The sequence below is a fragment of the Haloarcula salina genome (genome assembly GCF_010119195.1).
In the GTDB taxonomy this organism is placed as follows: Archaea; Halobacteriota; Halobacteria; order Halobacteriales; family Haloarculaceae; genus Haloarcula; species Haloarcula salina.
In genome coordinates, this window is the sequence record NZ_WRXL01000003.1 from 311,698 (window position 1) to 333,436 (window position 21,739).

Sequence of the window (21,739 nt, forward strand, 5' to 3'; positions counted from 1 at the left end):
TCCTTAACATCCGTCCGCTTTCCCGCCGCTCGTCCGGTGAAATCGCGCGACGGTGTCGCGTGCGTTCGAAGTGTTACAGCAGTCTGTCCTCGTAACGCCACCCGCTCCTCGCTCACCGACTCGGACCTCAGATGTATATTGAATATATCATTTATTCAGTCCGGACCTGTCCCGTCGAGCGACCCGCGGTCTACAGGCGCTATCACTTTACGTATCAGGTGTATGCCGATGGCGATCCGTCCGGGAACAGGCCCCTGGACGCACCGGTCCTGACAGCATCCGAACTATTGTCAGACGCGTGGTGGGAGCGAATCGACCCACCGTCTACGGGTTTCGCTATATTTTTATACGGTTGTTACATATTGTCATGCATGGAGCCGGACACGGTTGCCCCAGTCGAAGTTGCCGCGGACGCAGAGGTCATGGCTTCCGTCGAGGAAGGCGACACCGACCAGTTCATCATCGCGGACGTGACACAGGACGACGCGTATCTGACGGTGCCGCTCGAAGAGGCAGCCACGCTTCCGGCCTGGCGGTAGACGCCGCGTCGGTTTCCGACAGCGGCACCGTTTTGCCCGTCGAGTCGGTGTTCTCGGACATGTTCTCTGGAACCGTCCTCTCGTTCGCCGTCGGGTTCGTCCTCCTCGTCGCGGCGTCGTACATCGGCACGACGATGGCCCTCCGAGGGTTTTTCGGCCGCGACTACCGCTCCGAGGAGCCGTCCCTGTCCGACGCGACCACCGGGAACGAGGACGAGTCGAGCGGCTAGCCGGGCCGCCGACTCGCCGGGAGCGCGACGGGCGTGACGGTCGCTGGCACACCGACCGTACGAGCGTGCGACACCCTCACGAACGGGCGCGCAGTCCCCGCTCGCGCGGAGAAAACAAGCGTTATGGCGTCCCGGTAAGTTCGACTCGATATGAAGGTACTCGTCACGGACCCGATCGCTGACGCCGGCCTCGAACGACTGCGCGAGGCGGGCCACGAAGTCGAGACAGCCTACGACGTCGAGGGCGACGCGCTCCTGGAAGCGGTGGCCGACGTGAACGCGCTCATCGTCCGCTCCGGCACGCAGGTCACCGAGGAAGTGTTCGCCGCCGCACCCGACCTCGTCATCGTCGGCCGGGCCGGTATCGGCGTCGACAACATCGACATCGACGCCGCCACCGACCACGGCGTCATCGTCGCCAACGCTCCCGAGGGCAACGTCCGGGCGGCCGCCGAGCACTCCGTCGCGATGGCCTTTGCCACCGCGCGCTCCATCCCGCAGGCCCACGACCGACTCAAGGGCGGCGAGTGGGCGAAGGGCGAATTCCTCGGCACGGAGGTCAACAACAAGACCCTCGGCGTGGTCGGCTTCGGCCGCGTCGGTCAGGAGGTCGCGAAGCGCCTCGGGGGCCTGGGCATGGACATCGTCACGTTCGACCCCTACATCAGCGAGGAGCGCGCCGAGCAGTTCGGCGCGGAACTGGTCGACGACCTCGACGACTGCCTCGCGGCCGCCGACTTCGTCACCATCCACACGCCGCTGACTCCCGAGACCGAGAACATGATCGGCGAGGAGGAACTCGCCCAGCTGGAGGGCGGCTACGTCATCAACTGCGCCCGCGGCGGCATCATCGACGAGCCGGCGCTGGCCGAGGCCGTCGAGGACGGCCTGCTCAAGGGCGCGGCGCTCGACGTCTTCGGCGAGGAACCGCTCCCCGAGGACAGCCCCCTGCTCGACGTGGAGGACGTCATCGTCACGCCCCACCTCGGCGCGTCCACGGAGGCCGCCCAGGAGAACGTCGCCACGTCCACGGCCGACCAGGTCGTCGCCGCGTTCAACGAGGAACCGGTCGCGAACGCCCTGAACGCCCCCTCGCTCGACGAGGCGACGTTCCGGGAGGTCGGGCCGTACCTCGACCTGGCCGACACCGCCGGTCGCATCGCCGTCCAGCTGTTCGGCGGCCACATGTCCACCGTCGAGGTCACCTACGCCGGTGACATCGCCGAGGAGGACGTGGAGTACGTCACCGCCAGCGCGCTGAAGGGCGTCTTCGCGCCCTCGGACCTGCAGGTCAACGCCGTCAACGCACCCCAGATCGCCGAGGACCGCGGCATCGACGTGACCGAGTCCAAGACCCGCTCCTCGGAGGACTACCAGAGCCTCATCACCGTCACCGTCTCCGACGGCGAGGAGTCCGTCTCCGTCTGCGGGACCCAGTTCGGCGGCGAGGAACCGCGCATCGTCCGCATCGACGACTTCCGTATCGAGGCCGTCCCGCACGGTCACATGCTCGTCGTCCGCAACAAGGACGAGCCCGGTACCATCGGCTTCATCGGGACGGTGCTCGGCGAGTCCGACATCAACATCGCCGGGATGTTCAACGGCCGCGAGACCATCGGCGGGGAGGCCCTCTCCGTCTACAACCTCGACGAGCCGCCGATGAACGACGTGCTCGACCGCCTCCAGTCCGACGACCGCATCATCGAGACGACCTACGTCGCGCTCGGCGACGAGTAAGGCAAAAAACGCGACTGGGTTTTCGACCGCCGGCTCGGCTACTTCGCGTCGAGGACGCGCTCGTATCTGTCGACGACGGCCTGGCGGTGTTCTCGCTCTCGTTCGAGCGCCGTTTCGAGCATCGCGATCTGCGAGCGTAACATCGCGATCTGTAGCTGATAGATCGTACTCGGCGTCTGTCGGGACGACGGTAACGAAGAGCCCGACCGCTCCTCGGAGTCGATTGTCGACACTGTACTGCGGGACGAGGCCATATCGACCGAAGCGGCGCCACGGGCAAAAACACCCGTCGGACGGTTGTCACGCGCCCGTCAGTCGCTCCGCTCCTCGCGCTCCCGCTTCCCGTTCGCCACCACCGGCCGCTCGGTCGCCAGCGGGACCCGGACCGTGAGCGTCGTCCGCTCGTCGCGCCTGTCGTAGGCGAGGCTCCCGCCGTGACATTCGAGAATCCACTTCGTCAGCCACAGCCCCAGCCCGGTGCTGTGTCTGAGCTGCGTGATCGGCTGGTCGCCGAACAGCACCGCCCGCTCGTTCTCCGGCAGGCCCGGCCCGTCGTCGCTGATCTCTGCCACCGCGTCGCCGGCCTCGCTACGGATCGAAATCGACAGCCCCGGCTCGCCGTCGGCGTGTTTGATCCCGTTCTCGACGAGCTGTGCCAGCGCGACTTCGAGCCGGTCGTCGGCCGCCACGAGCACCGCTCCGTCGCCCTCGACGGCGACGTCGACCGTCGACGCGTCGTACTCGGCGAGGACCGACCGCAGGCACGCCACGAGGTCGACCCGCGACTCCGTCACCGCCGTCGACTCCATCACGTACTCCAGTTTCCCGGCCGTCTCGCTCAGCCCGGACAGTTCACGTGCGGCCATCGCCATCAGCGACGCCTGCTGGCCGAGATCGCCGGAGAGCTCCGTCGACAGCCGCTCCGCGCCGTCGAGCAGCGGCACGAGCTTGTTCCTGAGGTTGTGTCGCAACACGCGGTGGAGCACCTGGTGGTGTTGCTCCATTCGGTGGGCCGCGGTCACGTCGGTGTAGAGCACCAGCGCCCGGTCGGACTCGGTCGAGACGACCCGGCAGGAGAACTGTCGCGGTCCGGTCGCCGTCTCCCTGGTGATGACCCCTCGACAGAACCCGTTCCCGGCCGTCCTATCGTCGTCAACCGGCCGCTCGCGCTCCTCGCCGTCGGGTTCGACGTGGGCCGTCAGCGAGTCGCCGCGAACCTGGTCGCGCTCGACGCCGAAGATGTCGACGAACGCGTCGTTCACGGCCCGAACGACGGGCTCGTCGTCGACGAACTCCACCTCGGCGACGGCGTCGCTCGTGTGTTCGAACAGCCCCCGGAAGCGGTCGTCGTCACTCATGCCGGTACTGGCCGGCGGAGACGAACTCGAAGCGAGCCCCGCCGCTCTCGCTCTCGGTCACCGAGACCTCCCAGTCGTGCGCGCGAGCGATCTCGTCGACGATTGTCAGCCCCAGCCCGGTCCCGTCGTCGCTCGTCGTGTACCCGTTGTCGAAGACGCCGTCCCGCTCGTCGGCCGGGATACCGACACCGTCGTCGGCGACGTAGAAGCCGCCGTCGAGGTCTCCCACTCGAACCGTCGACGCCTGTCCGTGCGTGACGGCGTTGCGAAAGAGGTTCTCGAAGAGGTGTTTCAGTCGGGTGTCGTCGCCCGAGACGACGAGGGCCTCGGACTCGACGACCAGGTCGGTCCCGCAGGAACTGACGTGGTCCCAGCAGGTCCGCGCGAGCGTCCCGAGGTCGACCGGCTCCGGCTCCTCGACGCGGTTGCCCTGACGCGTCAGGGTCAGCACGCCCTCGATGACCTCCTCCATGCGCTCATGGGCCTGGCGCATCCGATCGATCTCCTCGTTGAAGTCGTGCAGTTGGCTCAGCGTCCCCTCGGCGACCTGCAGGGGGTTCCGAAGGTCGTGCGAGACGGTGCTCGCGAACCGTTCGAGGCGCTCGTTCTCGCGCTGGAGTTTCCGCTCGTGCTCGAGCCGCTGGAGCGCGATCTCGGCGTTGCTCGCGAGGATCTGGACGAGGTTCAGGTCCGTCTCGTCGAAGGCGTTCGCCTCGGTCTGGCCGACGCTGATGAGGCCGTAGCTGTCGATGGGGACGTAGAGCCACGAGACGACCGGCCGGAGGTCGTCACCGCCGTCGTGGTCCCGGATGTCGGTGTAGACGGTCGCCTCCTGCTCGGCGAAGGCCTCGCCGGCGAAGCTCTCGCCGACCTCGTAGGCCGGGCGCTCGGAGAGCAGTTCCTCGGCCTTGTCGTTGACGTGGACGGGACAGAGCTCCCCGTCTCGCAGCACACGGATGACGTTGATGCGAAACTCCAAAATGGACTCGATGGCCTCGCCCACTTCGGCGGCGACCGCCGACGGAGTGTCGGCGCTGAGCAGGTCCCGCGTGGCCTCGTGGAGTGCCTCGATCTTTCGCTCACGGTTGCGCTTCTCCGTGATGTCCGTGTTGATGGCGACGAAGCCCCGCGGCTCGCCGTCGTGCGGGAGCGGCGCGATGGTCTGCTCGATGACGTATCGCTCGCCGTCCGCGCGCTCGTTGACCAGTTCGCCCTGCCAGACCTCGCCGGCCGTGACGGTGTCCCACAGGTCCTCGTAGAACGCGGCGTCGTGCTCCCCGGACTTGAGCACCCGCGGCGTGTTCCCCATGACCTCCGTCGCGTCGTAGCCGGTCAGTTCCTCGAACGCCGGATTGACGTACTCGATGACGCCCTCGCGGTCGGTGAAGACGACGGCGTGGCCCGCGCTCTCGACCGCCTCCCGGAACTTCCACGGGCTGATGTCCGCGTTCGAGACGCGCCTGTCGACCGCTTCGCCGCCGTCGGTTCGGTGCTCGCGTCGACCGTCGCTCCCCCGGATCAGCGCCAGGTGCGCGGACAGCACGTCGCCGTCGATCCGGTCGAGTTCGCCGAGGATGTCCGGGCGCGCTAGCTCGCGAAGCCGTCCTCGGACGCGGCGGAACTCCCGATTCCGCTCGAGCTCCTCGCTCGAACTGGCGGCCGACAGCGCCTGCGCTTTCCGGACCAGCGTCGCCGCTTCGCGGACCTCGCCGTCACCGAGCGCCCTCGCCCGGTCGACCGCCGTCCGGAGGTCGTCGCCGTCGACCGGCTTCCGGAGGTAGTCGTCGCACGGGAGCGACAGGAGCGCCGGCGTCGGTGTCGCGTCGGCGACGACGACGACGTACCGCGTCCCCCCGACGGTTCGGACCGTCTCTTTCAGTTCTCGAAACTCGATCTCGGGGCGTCCGTGATCGTAGACGACGACGCCGGCCCGGTCGAACGCGTCGGCGATGTCGTCGACCGAGTCCACCACGGCGTACTCGTCCGCCGAACCGAGACCGGTCTCGTACGCTCGTCGATCTACGATGTCGTCGACGACCAGCACGTCTCGAGGCATCTCTTGACCGTCTCTCTCTCAGTAATCGTATTATAGCGTCCCCCAGATTACAGGGGAGTGAGAACGAAGTGGGGCTTTAAATGTAAGGGCGAACACGTTCTCGCGCCCGGCGGGCTACATGAAGTCCGCGATGCCGGACTGCTTGTTGTGGTCGTCTTCGAACACGGACTCGATCGACTGCTCGAGGACTTCGAGTCGCTGTTTCGTGTAGTCGCGCGCGCCGAACTCCTCGGCGACGCGGATGGCCGTGTCGATGTACTTGTTAACCGACCCCTCGTGGACCGTGAGGTTCACGCGGCCGCCGCACTCACGGCAGTCGCCGGTCAGCGGGGCGCGCCGGAACGACTCCCCGCAGTCCAGACACCTGACCTCCTGTCTGGAGAACGCCCGGAGGTTCCCGATGAGGTCCGGCAGGAAGTGGTACTCGATGATCCGCTCGGCCACGTCGCTCTCGACGACGGCCCGCAGCTTCCGGGAAATCTCCAGTTGGGCGTCCATCTTGTCCTCCATCGACCCGAGGGTCTTGTACGCCGAGAGGTCCGGTCCCGCCGCGATGTTCGTCGTGTCGTGGGTGTGCATGAACTCCGTGTACTCGCGGTCGGTGCCCAGCGTCTCCTCGGCGATCTTCATCACGTCCTCGACCTCCGTCGGGTCTTTCAGTTCCCGCGTGGCCTCGTAGAACTCGCGGGGATAGGTCGCCATGATGTCCATGTTGTGGGCCTCGTCGTCGATCTCGCTGGGATCGATGCGCGAGGACATCACCAGCGGCGCGTCCATCCGCCCGCCGCGCTTGTCCGGCAGGAACTTTCGCGAGAAGTTCAGCAGGCCGTCCATCAGGAGCATGACGCAATCTTCGTCACCATCGCAGTTCCGACGCTTAGCCGCGTGAAAATACGGATGTGCATAACCTACGGCAGCTGATGTGAAGCCGACGACGCGGCCGACGGTCGCCGCGCTGGTGTGGGGGGCCATCCCGAATACGAGTTCGCCGACGAGGTCCTCGCGGTCGTCGAACTCGTAGAAGCGCTCCAGCCCGTAGTACTGCTTCAGCAGGTCGTCGACGAATCGCGCGGTCTGAAGCATGTGTTCCGCCGCGCCGTCCGACAGGACGATGTCCTGGACCTTCAGCTCGACCAGCTGGTCGTCGTGGGTCAGCGGGTCGCCGTGGATGTCCTCGTCGTAGCCCAGCGCCCGGAGTCGGTCGGCGGTCACGTCCAGTTCGGCCGGCCGGACGGCGGTCACGGGCAGGTCCGTCATGTCGTAGCGGACGGTGCCGTCTTTGAACGCCGACACGTCGTGTTTCGCCCGGAGGATGCCCTTCTCCATCGGCTCGGGGGCCTTCTCGCCGGAGGTCAGCCCCTTGACGGCTTTCAGCGTGTCGAAGGCGGTCTCGCGCTCGCCGACGCTCTCCAGGGCGTTGCGGTAGGCCGCACGGAGGTCCAGTTCCTTGTACTGCGTGGGCGAGGCCAGCGTCTCACAGCGGGGGCACTCTGCCCGGCCGGACTCGTCCGGTTCGACCTCCGATTCGCAGTCGGGGCAGACGTACACCGGGTCCGCCGTGGTTCCGCAGTCCGGACAGCAAGCGTGGTGGGTCTCGGTGCCGCAGTCGCGACAGCGCCGGCGGGCGATCTCGACCTCGACGCGGCCGGGCGTGTCGCTCATGTCGTCGGCGTGCTTCGTGGCCTTCGCCACGTCGCGCTGTGCGCCGCCGGCCTCGCCGATGGGGCTGAGCGTGTGGACGGCCGGCGAGAGGTCGCGGCGCTCTGACTTCTCCGGCCGGCCCATCCGGTTACCGATGCGTGTCGGGGCGCGCTCGCGGACCTCGAAGGGCGCGACCTCGTTGATGGCCTCGACGGCGTTCTGCCCGTCTTCCGGTTCGGCGTCCTCCGAGACGCCGATGGCGTCGACCGACTCGCTCTCGCCGTAGGTCCGCGCGCGCTCGGAGAGGTCGGCGAACGTCCAGTCGCGCTCCAGCGACCGGGAGAACCCGAGCGTCCGCACCAGCGGAACCCAGTCGGTGACCGTGACGGTGTCGTCGTCCTGCGTGTGTTCGACGAGCAGGTGTTCGAGGGTCTCCTGGACGGCGTCCGTGCGCGGGAAGACCAGCGCGCCGTCGTCGGTGTGAGCGTCGCCCGCTCTGTCCTCCGCCTCGGGGTCGGCGTACGCCCCGTCGGCCTGGGCGATGTGACTGTCCTCGACCGCGTCGGCGAGCGCGCCGACCTGCTCGACGCTCACGTCGTGCCAGAGGTAGGTGTACTTCGGGTGCAGCGGCGCGTCGTACTCGGTGGCCCACTCGAGGGCCTCGTCGGCGCTTGGGTCGTCGAGGTCGATCCGCGGGGAGTCCCGCATCGCCTGTACGTCCGCGCCCGCGGCGTCGAGGTCCTGGCTCCACCACTCGACGGTGTAGGAGGCCGGCGCGAGCGGGTGGTTGTTCTCGACGAACTCGCCGTAGTTGACGAGGTACTCGCCGAGATCGATGATCTTCTCGACGCCGTTGCGCACTTCCAGGGCCTCCTCGGCGTCGTCGATGCGCCGGACCTCGCCGTTCGCGAGGCGCACGGTCGGGCCCTCGATGGTGTCGACGGGGACGACGCCGGCCGCCTTTCCCGGCCGCTCGGTCTTGATCTGGGTCCCGGTCGCGAGGAAGTCGTCGACGAGGTGCATCGTCGCCGGGTGGACGCCGGCGGTCGCGAAACCGTGGTTGCGCGCCCGACCGTAGCGCAGGCGGAAGCCGCCCGCCTTCGACGGATGGGAGAACACCGGTCGGCCGGCGATGAGGTCTCGCAGGTACTTCTTCGCGGGGTCGACGCGGGGCGGGCCCGGCACGTCGTCGCTCTCCTCGTCCCCGTCTGCGTCGTCGCCCTCGTCGTCGGCCTCGTCACCGTCGCCGCTCGCGTCCTCCGAGCCCTCGTCGTCGGCCTCGGTCTCGCTCTCTCCGATGGTTCCGTCGATGAGGTCCTGGAGCCACGGCCAGTCGATCTCGTCCAAGTTCCGCGTGTAGCGCTGGATCTTCGGGGCCTTGAGCGCAATCCCCTCGGCGAGCACCAGACACATCCCGCCCCGGGGGGAGTTCGAGTCCACCCGCTCTAGGTCCCGGTAGCCCGAGACCTCCTCGTCGCCGGTCGCCTCGCCGTCCAGCATGATGGGCATGTGCTCGGCGATGAACTTCGTCTCCTTCTCCTTGGGCGAGTACTGCAGGCCGGTGTCCTTGTCGTAGAGGTCGACCTCCTCGGCGTAGCGGCCGATCTCGTCGTCGCGGGCCTTGTACTGGTCGATTCCGAGCAGCGCACGGGCGTAGTCCGCGACCAGCACCGAGAGCGCCTGGGCCGTCCCGCCGGCCGAGCGGATCGGGCCGGCGTAGTAGACGTTGATGAACTCCGTGCCGTCGTCGTTCTCCAGCAGCTCGACGCGGTCGATGCCCTCGATGGGGGCGGCGACGACCCCCTCGGTCAGCAGGGCCACGGCGGTCCGGACCGCGCCCTCGACTTTCCCCTCGCGGCTGTCGTAGTCGCCGACGGTCCCCTCGACGAAGTCGTCGACCAGTTCCAGCGCCGCCTCCTCGCGGGACATCTGGCCCTCCAGTTCGCGGACGCGCTCGGCGACGCCCTCGATGCCGAGGATGTTCTCGACGCGGTCGGCCATGTCGCGCGCGGTCGGGATCTCGACCTCGGGCTTCGGGTCGCCGCCGCGCTGTTTCGCCCGCTCGGCCACGTCGAAGGCGTCCTCGAGCTGGCTTTCGAGCGTTTCGAAGTACCGTTCGTCGGCCTCCCGCATGCTACACGTTCCAGAGGTCGAGGTCCGTCGCGTCGTCGTGTTCCCGCTTGAGTTTCGCGTCGAACGCGCGGACGTACAGCTCGCCCGCCCAGACGGTCGCGCGGTTCAGGTGGCCGGCGATCGCCTCGCCGTCGGGTCGCGAGAGGACCGCGTGCGTGTGGGCGAAGCGCTCGCCGTCGAGGTGTGAGACGTTCCCCATGCAGGCGGCGACCTCCAGGGGCTCGTCGAACGTCATCGAGTCGTACTCGGTACGGTCCTGGTCGTAGAACATCAACTCGGCGTCCTGCACCGCGCCGAGGCCGTAGAAGAAGCCGGCGTCGATGCTCCGCTTGTCGGCGAACGTTTCGATCTCCTCGCGCCAGTCCGCGCCGTGCTCCAGCCGGCAGACGTACTCGGACGTGCTGTCGACTTCCCGATAATCCATATGCGTACCGAACGACAGGCCGGTCCAAAAGCGTTGCTTTCGACCCGACGTTTATATCGAAAGCCGGGGCCAGGGCCGCTGTGATCTGATTCGGGTCCCGGCGCGAGACGCGGTCGGGCGGCACGACGCGCCGGGAGCGACGCGTGCCGCCTGTTCGCCACACCACCTCCGGATAGCCCTCGCTACGCTCACGCCGGGAGCGAGACCCGGCTCACTTCCTGCCCGAGGTCGGCGTCGAAAAAGGCGAGCGCCTCGACGGACCACCGGACCGGCTCGATCTCCCGCTCGACCAGCCGTCGGGCCGCGTCGGCGTCGCCGCCGCGGGCTATCGTCACGTGCGGGACGTAGTCTCCCCCCTCAACCCCCGCAACGGCGTCGAATCGCTCGCAGAGGCGCTCGTGGAGCGCGAGCAGTCCCGGGCTCTCGACGGCGAGGTACACCACCGGCGACGGTCCGGTCGCCGCCGTCTCGAACTGCTCGATGCCCGTCACCGCCGCCTCGAACGTCGGCTGGCCGTGCAGCGAGTCGCGCGCTTGCGCTTCCAGGCGCGCGTACGCCGCGTGATCGCCACTGCCCAGTCGCTTGGCGACGAGGGTGTGCTCGCCCCGCCCCCGTTCCTCGGCCAGCGGCAGTTCGGTCGCGAGATCGGCCGCCAGCGTCGTGATCTCCGACGGGAGCGGGACGTTGAGGCTGTACACACGCCGGCTGACGCCGGGCTGTGGCAAAAGAGACGCGATCCTACAGCCGGTCGACCAGCCAGAGGACGATGAGGACGACGAGGACGACGCCCAGGAGGGGCTGTAAGAACCCGAGCAGGCCGGTCAACAGCCCGAGGACGACATCCAGTATCTCTAGCGCCAGCCAGACGACGACCAGCGCGAGAACGACCTTCAGGAGGTGTCCACGTCGAGTTCTGCTCTGTCCATAGGCGACGGGTCGAGCGGCCGCGTCAAACCCCTTGTGGCTGTTCCGACGGGCGCGGCCGCGTCGCGGTCCGGTTGTTGACTCGGTAGCGCGCCGCACGATCGGCAATAAACCATATACCCGCCGAGCGGGAAGCCGCGGTAGAATGGGTCGGACGCTCGGAACGGTGGCGGTCGTACTGCTCGCCGTAGCGATGCTCGTCCCGCCGGCGGCGGCCGGGTTCGGCGCGCTCGACCAGCAGTCGGTCGACCCCGACGTGGTCGTGATGACTGCCGACGTGGGGGCCGACGGGAGCGCGGACTGGACGGTGGCCTACCGCGTCCGGCTGGCCGACGACAACGAGACGGCGGCGTTCGAGGACCTGCAGGCCGACGTCCGGGCCAACTCGTCGGCGTACACGGACCGCTTCGCGGGACGAATGGAACGCACCGCACGCGCGGCCGAGAACGCCACGGGGCGCGAGATGACCATCGAGAACGTCACGGTCCAGACGCGGACGGAGACGCTCGGCCAGACCTACGGCGTCGTCACCTACCGGTTCGCGTGGACGAACTTCGCGGCGGCGTCCGACGGGCGACTCGAGATCGGCGACTCGCTCTCGGGGTTGTTCCTCGACGGTGAGACCTCGCTGACGGTGCGCTGGCCGTCCGCGTACCGGGCCGAAGGCGTCACCCCGTCGCCGGACGAACGGACCAACACGTCGGTCACGTGGCGCGGCCAACAGGAGTTCGGCGCGGACGAGCCCCGCGCCGTCGTCACCAGCGGGGCCGCTGCGTCGGATGACGGCGGGCCGAACACTCTGCTCGTCGTCGCGGCGATCGGGCTGGTCGCTCTCGTCGTCGCGGCCTACGCCGTCCGGCGGTACGGGCTATCGGATGGCGACGACTCGCCGGACCGGTCCGGGCCGACCGAGTCGGGTGACTCGACTGCGGACACCGCGACCCCGCCGCCGAACGACGCGAACGGAGGGGCCGGTGCGGAGACCCCGCCCCAGGACCTCCTGAGCAACGAGGAACAGGTCGTCCAGCTGCTCGAAGCGAACGGCGGTCGACTCAAGCAACAGCGGGTCGCGAGCGAACTGGACTGGACCGACGCCAAGACCAGCCAGGTCATCAGCGGCCTGCGGGACGACGACGAGGTCGAGACGTTCCGTATCGGTCGGGAGAACGTCGTGACGCTCCCGGACACCGAACTGACCGGCGGGACCGACGGCGGCGACTCGGGCGACGAGTAGCGGTAATAAAGGTATCGACGATTCACGTGCCTCGACGGCCCGTGACGGCGCTGCCAGGCGGTTTAATCCGGCTTAATCGGCACAAATCCGGGACGACGACCGGCTATTTATAGGGTCTTCGGGGGCGACGTACCGAACGTGATGAGACGAGCGACCCCAGTCACGGTAGCACTCCTGCTCGTGGTGAGCACGCTCGCCGCGGTGCCGGTCGCCACGATGGCACAGGAAACCGCGACGGACGCCGAGCCCGCGGCCGGGAACGCGACGGCCGCGCCCGGCGCTCAGCTGTCCGGCGTCGTCGGCGTGCAGGGGGCCGAAATCGGCGGCGACGTGCAGTCGCGGACCTACGGGCTGCGCGTGGCGCAGGCGAACACCGACGCCGCGAAGGCGGCCGTCGTCGCCGAGCAACTGACCGACTCTCGACAGCGCCTCGCCGAACTCGAACGGCGCAAACAGTCGCTCGACCGGGCTCGCGCGAACGGCTCGATGACCGCGGGCGAGTACCGCGCGAAGGTCGCCCGACTCCACGCAGAGACGCGGACCGTCGAGCGCCTGGTCGGCCAGGCGAACGAGACTGCCGGCCGACTCCCCGCCGCGGCGCTCGAACGGAAGGGCGTCGACGCGGCGGCGATTCGGACGCTCGCCCAGCGGGCGAACGAACTGAGCGGGCCCGAAGTCGCCGCCATCGCGCGGGCAGTCGCGGGACCCGGCGTGGGTGAGCAGGCTCGCCCCGACGGGGCCGGTGAGCGGACCGCTGTCGGTGGGAACCGTACCGCGTCGGACCGGACTGCCGATCCGGCCGGGGACGGACCTCAGCAGAACGCGACTGACCGTCGACCGGACGCCGAGACGACATCGACCGACGCGACGACGAACAGCACCGACCGACCGTCCAGCGGCGGCCAGAGTGACCGGTAGCGGCGGCGGGGCCGAGTCTGGGGCTGTGGCGCATACACACACCGATCGCAACACGGAAGCTATTAGTAGCCGACTTGCAGTAGTCGCAAGTACATGACGCGGACCCTCGACATCCTGCCGCTCGCCGCGGGCAGCGAGGGGTCCGTCCGCTTTTCCCCACGACGGCGACGACCGGGCCTCTGCTAGGCCCACTACTATCCACATTCTGACTCACGGTTCGTCTCGTCCACAAGCACCGCCGGTCGGCTGTCCGGCGGGTCACGCTAAACCGACAGTCACACCACGGAACCCATCCAGAATACATCCATGCCAGAAGGAAACGGTACCGTCGCGCTCGCCTTCTCCGGCGGGCTCGACACGACAGTCTGCGTATCGCTGCTGAAAGAGGAGTACGGCTACGACGAGGTCGTCGGCGTCACCGTCGACGTCGGCCAGCCCGACTACGAGTTCGAGGAGGCCGAGGAGACCGCCGAGGCGCTGGGCGTCGAGCAGTTCGTCGTCGACGCGAAGGCGGAGTTCGCCGACCTCTGTCTCGAGGCCGTCAAGGCCAACGCCGACTACCAGGGCTACCCGCTCGGAACCGCGCTCGCGCGCCCGGTCATCGCCAAGGCCATCCTCGAAGTCGCCGAGGACGAGGGCTGTTCGGCCGTCGCCCACGGCTGTACCGGCAAGGGCAACGACCAACTGCGCTTCGAGGCCATCTGGCGCGACTCCGACCTGGACGTCATCGCCCCGGTCCGCGAACTCGGCCTGACCCGCGAGTGGGAGAACGAGTACGCAGCCGAGAAGGGCCTGCCCGTCGAGGGCGGCGACGGCGGTCGCTACTCCATCGACACGAACCTCTGGAGCCGCTCCATCGAGGGCTCCGAACTCGAAGACCCGAGCACGATTCCCGACGACGACATCTACAAGTGGACCGAGAACCCCTCGGACAAGGACGCCGAACTCGTCGAGATCGAGTTCGAGGAGGGCGAGGCCGTCGCCGTCGACGGCGAGGCCCTCGACACCGTCTCGCTCATCGAGCAACTCAACGAGCAGGCGGGCGCACACGGCATCGGCCGCACGGACATGATGGAAGACCGGATGCTCGGGCTGAAGGTCCGCGAGAACTACGAGCACCCCGCGGCCACCGTCCTGCTGACGGCCCACGAGGCGCTGGAGGGCCTCGTCCTCACGCAGGAGGAACGCCAGTTCAAGGCCCAGGTCGACCAGGAGTGGTCCCAGAAGGCCTACCAGGGCCTCGTCGACGCGCCGCTGACGGGCGCGCTCGAGGCGTTCATCGACGAGACGAACGAGCGCGCCACCGGCACCGTCACCGTGAAGCTCGAGGGCGGGCACTGTCGTCCAGTCTCGCGCGAGTCCGACTACGCCGTCTACAGCGAGTCCGCGGCCTCCTTCGACGAGGAGGACGTCTCCGGCGGCATCACCCAGCAGGACGCCACCGGCGTCGCGAAGTACCACGGCTTCCAGTCCCGCCTCGCCAACAAGATCCTCGAAGACGCGAAGAAGGGCGCGGCCGTCACCGACGGCAGCGGCGAGGGCGCGGAGGAGTAAATCGATGAGCGACGGCGGGGACCGCGACGCGAGCGAGGCCGACGGCGGCGACGCGGCGGACGCGAGCGGCGATGCCGACCGCGGCGACGAGACCGTCGTCCGCCGCGAGCGCTTCGCCGGGGGCCCCGCCCGCTCGTTCCTCTCCTCGCTCGCCGACGACGAGCGCATCTTCGCGGCCGACCTGGCCGTCGACCGCGCGCACGTCGTGATGCTCGCGGAGCAGGACATCGTCGGTCGAGAGACGGCCGGCGAGATTCTGGCCGCGCTCGACGACGTGGAAGCCACGGGGCACGGCGCGCTCCCGGACGGCGAGGACGTGCACGAGGCCATCGAGAGCGCGGTGATCGAGCGCGTCGGCCCCGACGGCGGGAAGATGCACACCGCCCGCTCGCGCAACGACGAGGTGGCGGCCTGCATCCGCTACCGCCTGCGCGCGGACGTGCTCGACCTTATCGAGACTGTCGTGGGCGCGCGCGAGCAGTTGCTCGACGTGGCCCGCGCCGAGCGCGAGACGGTGATGCCGGGCTACACGCACCTCCAGCCCGCACAGCCGACGACGGTCGCACACTGGGTACTCTCCTACGAGCAGGCGCTCCGGCGCGACACCGCGCGGCTGCTCGACGCCTACGCGCGCATCAACCAGAACCCGCTCGGCTCGGCCGCCTTCGCCGGGACGCCGTTCGACGTCGACCGTGAACGCACCGCTGAACTGCTCGGGTTCGACTCGGTGGCCGAGAACTCGATGGACGCCTCGGCGACGCGGGACTTCCTCGTCGAGACGACGAGCGCCGTCGCGACGCTGGCGACGACGCTGTCGGGGCTGGCCGAGGACGTGGTCGTGATGGCGAGCAAGGGCCACGTCGACCTCCACGACGACTACTCGTCCACGTCGTCGATCATGCCCCAGAAGAAGAACCCCGACACGCTGGAACTGGTCCGCGGGCGCACCGGCGACGCCGTCGCCGGGCTGAACGGCCTGCTGACCAACCTCAAGGGCCAGCCCCGCGCCTACAACCGCGACCTCCAGCGCGCCGGCCGCCACGCCTGGGACGCCATCGACAGCGTCACCGAGAGCGTGGCGGTCGCCGCGGGCGCGGTCGCGACGGCCGACTGGCCCGCCGAGACGCTCGAGGCCGCTGCCAGCGACGGGTTCGCGACGGCGACCGGCGTCGCCGACCTGCTGGCGATGGCCGGCGTCCCGTTCAGGACGGCCCACGAGGTCGTCGCCGAGGCCGCGGCGGGGCTGGAGGCGGACGAGGACGCGCCCGACTACGCGGCGCTGTCCGCCGTCGCCGAGGACGCACTCGGCGATCCGCTCTCGACCTACGTCGACCGCGAGGCGCTCGAAGCCGCGCTCGACCCCGTCGAGAGCGTCGCCATGCGCGACTCCCGCGGCGGGCCGGCCCCCGACGCCGTCGACGCTCAGGTGTCGACCGCCGAGGACGCCGTCGCGATCGACGACGAGGCGCTCGCCGACCGCCGACGGGCCGTCGACCGGGCGGACGAACGGCTTCGCACGGAGGTGGATCGCTATGCCTGAACGTCCGCCATCCCCGCGAGGGGATTTTGTACCATAATTCTGATACTCGTATCAGTCACGTCGCGGATATTGCCTTCTGGAAGCGTTAGCGTGCAGTCCGTGTCATAATTGTATTCTGATAAGTTCGAAGCCTTTAAGTGGTACGCTGAACGACTGTGAACCACAATGGCAGAATGCATCGAGTGCGGGGCCGACGTGACCCTGCACGACGACCTGGAAGTCGGAGAGATAGTCGACTGTGCGACCTGCGGTGCCGAACTCGAAGTCGTGGGCACCGACCCCGTCGAGCTCGACAGCGCACCCGAGCTCGAAGAGGACTGGGGTGAGTGAGGTGTTCGCGGTGGCGCGGCGCACTGCGCCGTATCCGACCGTGGTGCCTGTGGCCGCGAGCCGCGAACTGACGGAGGCCGACAGATGAAGGTCGGGATCCTCTACTCGCGCATCCGACGGGACGAGAAGCTCCTGCTGTCGGAACTGCGCGAGCGCGACCACGAGATCGAGAAGATCGACGTCCGCAAACAGCAGTTCAACATCAGCGAGGCCCCCGAGGCGTTCGACGACCTCGACATCGTCGTCGACCGGTGTCTCGCGACCAGCCGCAGCGTGTACGCGACGAAGTTCGCGAAGGCCTACGGCGTCCCCGTCGTGAACGGGCCGGACGTGGCCGACACCTGCGCGGACAAGGTCAACAACAGCCTCGCGCTGGAGGCGGCCGGCGTCCCGACGCCGGACACCGACGTGGCCTTTACCAAGGACGCCGCGCTGGAGTCGATCGAGAAGTTCGGCTACCCTTGCGTCCTCAAGCCCGTCGTGGGCTCGTGGGGCCGCCTGATGGCCAAGATCGACTCGCGGTCGGCCGCCGAGGCCATCCTCGAACACAAGGAGACGCTGGGCCACTACGAGCACAAGATCTTCTACGTCCAGGAGTTCGTCGAGAAGCCCGGCCGCGACATCCGCGTGCTCGCCACCGACGGCGAGCCGGTCGCGGCGATGGTCCGCTCGTCGGACCACTGGCTCACCAACGCCGCCAAGGGGGCCGAGACGGACACTTTCGAACTCGACGACCGCGCGCTGGAACTGGTCGAGAAAGCCTCCGAGGCCGTCGGTGGCGGGCTGCTCGGCATCGACCTCATGGAGACCGGGGTGTCCCAGAGCGACGGCGAGTGGTCCTTCGAGGACTACACCGTCCACGAGGTCAACCACACCGTCGAGTTCAAGGCGCTGAACGAGGTCACGGACATCGACGTGCCCGCCGCCGTCGTCGACTGGCTCGAACAGCGGGCCGCGACGGGCGCCGACGCCGAGGTGACGGCATGACGTACACCGCGAGCGTCGTCGGCGGGTCCGGTTTCACGGGCGGGGAACTGCTCCGCCTGCTCGACGGCCATCCCGAGTTCGACCTGGCCCAGGCGACCAGCCGTTCGAAGGAGAACAAGACCGTCGGGCACGCCCACCCGAACCTCCGGCACTCGGACCTGCGTTTCTCCTCGCCGGAGGACCTCGACTCCGTGGACGTGCTGTTCGCCGCGACACCCCACGGCGTCTCGATGGAACAGATCGACCGTTTTCAGGAGGCCGCCGGCACGGTCGTCGACCTCTCCGCCGACTTCCGGCTGGACACCGAGGCGCAGTACGACGAGTGGTACGACGGCCACACGCGCCCGGAACTGCTCGCCGAGAGCGAGTACGCGCTGCCGGAGCTCAACCGCGACAACCTCGAGGGCGCGGACCTCATCGCCTCCGGCGGCTGTAACGCCACGGCGACGATTCTGGGCCTGCTCCCGCTGTTCGAGGCCGACATCCTCTCCGGCGACGAGCAGGTCGTCGTCGACGTGAAGGTCGGCTCCAGCGAGGGCGGGGCCGGCGGCGGCGAGGCGTCGAGCCACCCCGAGCGCTCGGGCGTCGTCCGCCCGTACGCGCCCACGGGCCACCGCCACGAGGCCGAGATCCAGCAGTTCCTCGGCATCGACGTGTCCTTCACCGTCCACGCGGTGGACATGACCCGCGGCGCGAGCGCGACCTGTCACGTGTTCCCCGACGGTCCCGTCTCCAAGGGCGACCTCTGGGGAGCCTACCGCGGGCAGTACGAGGACGAGCCGTTCGTCGAACTCGTCTCGGGCGGTGGCGGCGTCTACCGCTACCCCGAGCCCAAGTCGGTCGCGGGCACGAACGGGGCCGAGGTCGGCTTCGAACTCGACCCCGGCAACAAGCGACTGGTCGTGTTCTCGGCCATCGACAACATGATGAAGGGGTCGGCGGGACAGGCCGTTCACGCCGCGAACGTCGCCCTCGGCATCGAGGAGACGGCGGGACTGGAGTTCCAGGGACTCCACCCCGTCGGCGCACCGTAACACCTGGAGGTAGTTTTCATGACTGTAGTCATCAAAGTCGGTGGCGCTCGCGCTGTTGACCCAGCGGGGGCGCTTGCGGATGTCGCATCGCTCGTAGCGGACGGAGAGCAGGTCGTCGTGGTTCACGGCGGCTCGACGAAGGTCGACGAGACGCTCGAACGGCTCGGCGTCGAGCCGGAGTACGTCGAGACGCCGTCGGGCGTCGTCGGCCGGTTCACCGACGAGACGACGATGGAAGTGTTCGAGATGGCCTTCGGCCACCTCAACACCCAGCTCGTCGCCGGGCTCCAGACGCAGGGCGTCGACGCGGTCGGACTGAACGGCGTCGACGGGAAGCTGCTGTACGGGCCCCGGAAGTCCGCGGTGCGGGTCGTCGAGGACGGCAAGCGCAAGATCCGCCGCGGCGACCACTCCGGGACCATCAAGCGGGTCAACGGCGACCTGCTGGAGACGCTGCTCGACGATGGCTACACGCCGGTCGCGGCACCGCCGATGGCGGGTAGCGAGGCGCGAAGCGCCTCGGAAGATTCGAGCGGCGACGAGCCGCGAGAACGGATAATTCCGGTAAACACCGACGCCGACCGCTCGGCGGCGGCCATCGCCGGCGAACTCGACGCGACGCTGGTCCTCCTGACCGACGTCGAGGGCGTCTACGCGGACCCGGACGACCCGGCGACGCTCATCGAGGCCGTCGAGACGGCCGAGGAGTGGGACGCCCTCGAAGACGCGGCCGAGGGCTTCATGGGTCGGAAGATCATGGCTGTCGAGGAGGCCCTCGACGGCGGCGCGCCCGAGGCGGTCGTGGCCGACGCCAACGCCGACGAACCGATTCGCTCGGCGCTCGACGGCGGCGGCACGCACGTCTACGCCGGCGCGCTCGAACAGGACGACGAAACGACGGAGGAAACAGACACATGAGCGGATTCGTCTTCAACGAGAAACCCATCCAGATCGAACGCGGCGACGGCGCGTACGTCTACGACGCCGACGGCACCGAGTACTTGGACATGGGCGCGTCCTACGCCTGCGTCCCGCTCGGGCACGGCAACCCGGCGGTTCAGGACGCCGTCACCGAGCAGCTAGAGAAGATAACGTACGTACAGGCGTCGTACCCGAACGCCGAGCGGACGGCCCTGTACGAGCTGCTCGCCGACACCGCGCCGGACCCGATCGACAAGACCTGGCTCTGTAACTCCGGGACCGAGGCCAACGAGGCGGCGCTGAAGTTCGCCCGCTCGGCCACCGGGAACTCGAAGATCGTCGCGACGATGCAGGGCTTTCACGGCCGGACGATGGGCGCGCTCGCGACGACGTGGAAGAGCAAGTACAAGAAGCCCTACGAGCCGCTCATCGGCGACGTGGAGTTCGTCCCCTACGACGACAGCGAGGCGCTGGCCGAGGCCGTCGACGAGGACACCGCGGCGTTCATCGTCGAACCGGTCCAGGGCGAGGGCGGTATCAACCCCGCCTCGACCGAGTACCTCGAAGCGGCCCGCGAGATCACCGAAGAGGCCGGTGCGGCCCTCATCTTCGACGAGGTCCAGACCGGCATGGGCCGGACCGGCGCGCTCTGGAACTCCCAGCGCGCGGCCGTGACCCCGGACATGATCACGTCGGCGAAGGGGCTGGGCAACGGTCTCCCCGTCGGCGCGACGCTGTGTCGCGACTGGATCGCCGAGAACTACGGCTCGCACGCCTCGACGTTCTCCGGCGGACCGGTCATCTCCGCCGCCGCCGGCGCGACCGTCTCGACGCTCGTCGACGACGAGGTGCCCGAGAACGCCGCCGCGATGGGCGACTACCTCCAGACGGAACTGGAATCGGCCATCGGCGACGAGGTGCGGGACATCCGCGGCGAGGGCCTGATGGTCGGCGTCGAGGTCGGTCGCGGCGCGAACGCGGCGCTGAAGGAACTCGCGCTGCACCACGGTGTCCTGGCGCTGCCGGCCGGCCGCACCGTGGTCCGCCTGCTCCCGCCGCTGACCATCGACGAGGGCCACGCCGACGCCGTCGTCGAGGCGATGACGGAGGTGCTGGGATGAGCGAGACCGCGACCCGCGAGGCCGACGCCGAGGCCCGCGACCTGCTCGAAGCCGTCGTCCGCATCCCCTCGGTTTCGCGGAACGAACGCGAGGCCGCGGAGCGACTCGTCGACTTCTTCGAGGCCCACGACCGCGAGGTGTGGCTCGACGAGGTCGGCAACGTCCGCGCGCCCGACGACGACGGCGTCCTCCTCACGTCGCACATCGACACCGTCCCGGGCGACATCCCGGTCCGCGTCGAGGCGACCGACGAGGGCGACGTGCTGTGGGGCCGCGGTAGCGTCGACGCGAAAGGCCCCCTGTGCGCGATGGCCGTGGCTGCCGTCCGCACCGGCGCGTCCTTCGTCGGCGTCGTCGGCGAGGAAGTCGACTCCAAGGGCGCGCGATACCTCGTCGAGGACCGCGAGGACGCCCCCGACGCCGTCGTCAACGGCGAACCCTCCGGCTGGGAGGGCATCACGCTGGGCTATCGGGGACTGCTCGCGGGCACCTACGTCGCCACCAGCGAGTCCGGTCACTCCTCGCGCCCGGAGAACAACGCGATTCAGGACGCCATCGACTGGTGGTCGGCCGTCGAAGCCGAGTTCGACCCCGACGACTGGGTCCCGGTCTTCGAGCGCGTCACCTGCAAGCCGGTCGACATCGACGGCGGTATCTCCGAGGACGGATTGAGCGTCGAGACGACGATGGACGTTCAGCTTCGCGTCCCGCCGGAGTACACCACCGACGAGATTCGGGAGATAGCCGACGGCTATCTCGGTAACGGCACCGTCAACTGGGACGACAAGGTCGAACCCGTGATGCAGAGCCCCCGGACGAGCGTCGCCCGGGCGTTCCGGGCCGCCATCCGCCAGCACGGCGGCGACCCCACGCTGCTGCGCAAGACCGGCACAAGCGACATGAACGTCTACGCGAAAGCGTGGGACTGTCCCATGGCGACCTACGGGCCCGGCGACTCCGATCTCGACCACGCACCGAACGAGCGCCTGCCGCTCGACGAGTACGACCGCTCGGTCAGCGTCTTAGAGAGCGTCGCCGAGCGCCTGCTGGAGGACTGA

19 protein-coding genes and 1 pseudogene are annotated in these 21,739 nt (G+C 68.7%); 13 read left to right on the forward strand and 7 right to left on the reverse strand.

Annotated elements, in window-relative coordinates; all coding sequences use genetic code 11:
• Positions 1–371 precede the first annotated feature (371 nt).
• The 3 genes from GM656_RS19100 to serA all read left to right on the forward strand — a co-directional run bounded on the left by GM656_RS19100 (position 372) and on the right by serA (position 2,506).
• Positions 372–539, forward strand: coding sequence for a DUF7556 family protein (locus tag GM656_RS19100; protein ID WP_174242965.1), 168 nt, complete (start codon positions 372–374; stop codon positions 537–539).
• A 59-nt stretch (positions 540–598) separates the two neighbouring features.
• Positions 599–769 (forward strand): hypothetical protein, encoded by a 171-nt coding sequence (locus tag GM656_RS09995; protein WP_162413228.1) that lies wholly within the window; start codon positions 599–601, stop codon positions 767–769.
• Positions 770–919: 150 nt separating this feature from the next.
• Positions 920–2,506 carry a phosphoglycerate dehydrogenase gene (gene serA, locus GM656_RS10000; RefSeq protein ID WP_162413518.1) on the forward strand — a complete coding sequence of 529 codons (1,587 nt, stop codon included), beginning with the start codon at positions 920–922 and terminating at the stop codon, positions 2,504–2,506.
• A 38-nt stretch (positions 2,507–2,544) separates the two neighbouring features.
• On the opposite strand, the gene GM656_RS10005 is transcribed toward serA, so the two are convergent.
• The 7 genes and pseudogenes from GM656_RS10005 to GM656_RS10035 all read right to left on the reverse strand — a co-directional run bounded on the left by GM656_RS10005 (position 2,545) and on the right by GM656_RS10035 (position 11,044).
• On the reverse strand, positions 2,545–2,760 hold the full coding sequence (locus GM656_RS10005) for a hypothetical protein (protein WP_162413519.1): 216 nt from the start codon (positions 2,758–2,760) through the stop codon (positions 2,545–2,547).
• Positions 2,761–2,817: 57 nt separating this feature from the next.
• Positions 2,818–3,864 (reverse strand): sensor histidine kinase, encoded by a 1,047-nt coding sequence (locus GM656_RS10010; RefSeq protein ID WP_162413520.1) that lies wholly within the window; start codon positions 3,862–3,864, stop codon positions 2,818–2,820.
• On the reverse strand, positions 3,857–5,920 hold the full coding sequence (locus GM656_RS10015) for a hybrid sensor histidine kinase/response regulator (RefSeq protein WP_162413521.1): 2,064 nt from the start codon (positions 5,918–5,920) through the stop codon (positions 3,857–3,859). The genes GM656_RS10010 and GM656_RS10015 overlap by 8 nt, the downstream gene beginning before the upstream one ends.
• 114 nt (positions 5,921–6,034) lie before the next feature.
• Positions 6,035–9,694, reverse strand: coding sequence for a DNA polymerase II large subunit (locus GM656_RS10020; protein ID WP_162413522.1), 3,660 nt, complete (start codon positions 9,692–9,694; stop codon positions 6,035–6,037).
• A 1-nt stretch (position 9,695) separates the two neighbouring features.
• Positions 9,696–10,118, reverse strand: coding sequence for a PPC domain-containing DNA-binding protein (locus GM656_RS10025; protein WP_162413523.1), 423 nt, complete (start codon positions 10,116–10,118; stop codon positions 9,696–9,698).
• Between the two features lie 188 nt (positions 10,119–10,306).
• Positions 10,307–10,816: a 2'-5' RNA ligase family protein gene (locus tag GM656_RS10030; protein ID WP_162413524.1), complete on the reverse strand. Its 510-nt coding sequence runs from the start codon at positions 10,814–10,816 to the stop codon at positions 10,307–10,309.
• Between the two features lie 40 nt (positions 10,817–10,856).
• A pseudogene (locus GM656_RS10035) lies at positions 10,857–11,044 on the reverse strand (DUF7554 family protein).
• A 143-nt stretch (positions 11,045–11,187) separates the two neighbouring features.
• Here GM656_RS10035 and GM656_RS10040 point away from each other — a divergent pair.
• The 10 genes from GM656_RS10040 to GM656_RS10085 all read left to right on the forward strand — a co-directional run bounded on the left by GM656_RS10040 (position 11,188) and on the right by GM656_RS10085 (position 21,739).
• Positions 11,188–12,276 carry a helix-turn-helix transcriptional regulator gene (locus GM656_RS10040; protein ID WP_162413525.1) on the forward strand — a complete coding sequence of 363 codons (1,089 nt, stop codon included), beginning with the start codon at positions 11,188–11,190 and terminating at the stop codon, positions 12,274–12,276.
• A 141-nt stretch (positions 12,277–12,417) separates the two neighbouring features.
• Positions 12,418–13,194 carry a hypothetical protein gene (locus GM656_RS10045; RefSeq protein WP_194242951.1) on the forward strand — a complete coding sequence of 259 codons (777 nt, stop codon included), beginning with the start codon at positions 12,418–12,420 and terminating at the stop codon, positions 13,192–13,194.
• 306 nt (positions 13,195–13,500) lie between these two features.
• Complete coding sequence (locus GM656_RS10050; RefSeq protein ID WP_162413526.1) at positions 13,501–14,748, forward strand: argininosuccinate synthase; 1,248 nt, start codon at positions 13,501–13,503, stop codon at positions 14,746–14,748.
• 4 nt (positions 14,749–14,752) lie between these two features.
• Complete coding sequence (gene argH / locus GM656_RS10055; protein ID WP_162413527.1) at positions 14,753–16,288, forward strand: argininosuccinate lyase; 1,536 nt, start codon at positions 14,753–14,755, stop codon at positions 16,286–16,288.
• 165 nt (positions 16,289–16,453) lie between these two features.
• On the forward strand, positions 16,454–16,618 hold the full coding sequence (lysW, locus tag GM656_RS10060) for a lysine biosynthesis protein LysW (RefSeq protein ID WP_162413528.1): 165 nt from the start codon (positions 16,454–16,456) through the stop codon (positions 16,616–16,618).
• Positions 16,619–16,702: 84 nt separating this feature from the next.
• Positions 16,703–17,605: a lysine biosynthesis protein LysX gene (lysX, locus tag GM656_RS10065; RefSeq protein WP_162413529.1), complete on the forward strand. Its 903-nt coding sequence runs from the start codon at positions 16,703–16,705 to the stop codon at positions 17,603–17,605.
• A complete protein-coding gene (gene argC, locus GM656_RS10070) occupies positions 17,602–18,639 on the forward strand; it encodes an N-acetyl-gamma-glutamyl-phosphate reductase (RefSeq protein ID WP_162413530.1) in 1,038 nt (345 codons plus the stop codon). The genes lysX and argC overlap by 4 nt, the downstream gene beginning before the upstream one ends.
• A gap of 18 nt (positions 18,640–18,657) precedes the next feature.
• Positions 18,658–19,557, forward strand: a complete 900-nt coding sequence (locus GM656_RS10075) for an acetylglutamate/acetylaminoadipate kinase (protein ID WP_162413531.1) — start codon at positions 18,658–18,660, stop codon at positions 19,555–19,557.
• Positions 19,554–20,681: an aspartate aminotransferase family protein gene (locus GM656_RS10080; protein ID WP_162413532.1), complete on the forward strand. Its 1,128-nt coding sequence runs from the start codon at positions 19,554–19,556 to the stop codon at positions 20,679–20,681. Before GM656_RS10075 ends, GM656_RS10080 begins: the two co-directional genes overlap by 4 nt.
• Positions 20,678–21,739, forward strand: a complete 1,062-nt coding sequence (locus GM656_RS10085; protein ID WP_162413533.1) for a [LysW]-lysine hydrolase — start codon at positions 20,678–20,680, stop codon at positions 21,737–21,739. The genes GM656_RS10080 and GM656_RS10085 overlap by 4 nt, the downstream gene beginning before the upstream one ends.

What these genes read in the sequence shown, in the direction of transcription:
- GM656_RS10020 (WP_162413522.1), bottom strand. Translation starts at nt 9,694, where the DNA reads ATGCGGGAGGCCGACGAACGGTACTTCGAAACGCTCGAAAGCCAGCTC.
- argH (WP_162413527.1), top strand. Translation starts at nt 14,753, where the DNA reads ATGAGCGACGGCGGGGACCGCGACGCGAGCGAGGCCGACGGCGGCGAC.
- GM656_RS10040 (WP_162413525.1), top strand. Translation starts at nt 11,188, where the DNA reads ATGGGTCGGACGCTCGGAACGGTGGCGGTCGTACTGCTCGCCGTAGCG.
- GM656_RS10045 (WP_194242951.1), top strand. Translation starts at nt 12,418, where the DNA reads ATGAGACGAGCGACCCCAGTCACGGTAGCACTCCTGCTCGTGGTGAGC.
- serA (WP_162413518.1), top strand. Translation starts at nt 920, where the DNA reads ATGAAGGTACTCGTCACGGACCCGATCGCTGACGCCGGCCTCGAACGA.
- lysX (WP_162413529.1), top strand. Translation starts at nt 16,703, where the DNA reads ATGAAGGTCGGGATCCTCTACTCGCGCATCCGACGGGACGAGAAGCTC.
- GM656_RS09995 (WP_162413228.1), top strand. Translation starts at nt 599, where the DNA reads ATGTTCTCTGGAACCGTCCTCTCGTTCGCCGTCGGGTTCGTCCTCCTC.
- GM656_RS10025 (WP_162413523.1), bottom strand. Translation starts at nt 10,118, where the DNA reads ATGGATTATCGGGAAGTCGACAGCACGTCCGAGTACGTCTGCCGGCTG.
- GM656_RS10075 (WP_162413531.1), top strand. Translation starts at nt 18,658, where the DNA reads ATGACTGTAGTCATCAAAGTCGGTGGCGCTCGCGCTGTTGACCCAGCG.
- GM656_RS19100 (WP_174242965.1), top strand. Translation starts at nt 372, where the DNA reads ATGGAGCCGGACACGGTTGCCCCAGTCGAAGTTGCCGCGGACGCAGAG.
- GM656_RS10005 (WP_162413519.1), bottom strand. Translation starts at nt 2,760, where the DNA reads ATGGCCTCGTCCCGCAGTACAGTGTCGACAATCGACTCCGAGGAGCGG.
- argC (WP_162413530.1), top strand. Translation starts at nt 17,602, where the DNA reads ATGACGTACACCGCGAGCGTCGTCGGCGGGTCCGGTTTCACGGGCGGG.
- GM656_RS10015 (WP_162413521.1), bottom strand. Translation starts at nt 5,920, where the DNA reads ATGCCTCGAGACGTGCTGGTCGTCGACGACATCGTAGATCGACGAGCG.
- GM656_RS10010 (WP_162413520.1), bottom strand. Translation starts at nt 3,864, where the DNA reads ATGAGTGACGACGACCGCTTCCGGGGGCTGTTCGAACACACGAGCGAC.
- GM656_RS10050 (WP_162413526.1), top strand. Translation starts at nt 13,501, where the DNA reads ATGCCAGAAGGAAACGGTACCGTCGCGCTCGCCTTCTCCGGCGGGCTC.
- lysW (WP_162413528.1), top strand. Translation starts at nt 16,454, where the DNA reads ATGGCAGAATGCATCGAGTGCGGGGCCGACGTGACCCTGCACGACGAC.
- GM656_RS10080 (WP_162413532.1), top strand. Translation starts at nt 19,554, where the DNA reads ATGAGCGGATTCGTCTTCAACGAGAAACCCATCCAGATCGAACGCGGC.
- GM656_RS10085 (WP_162413533.1), top strand. Translation starts at nt 20,678, where the DNA reads ATGAGCGAGACCGCGACCCGCGAGGCCGACGCCGAGGCCCGCGACCTG.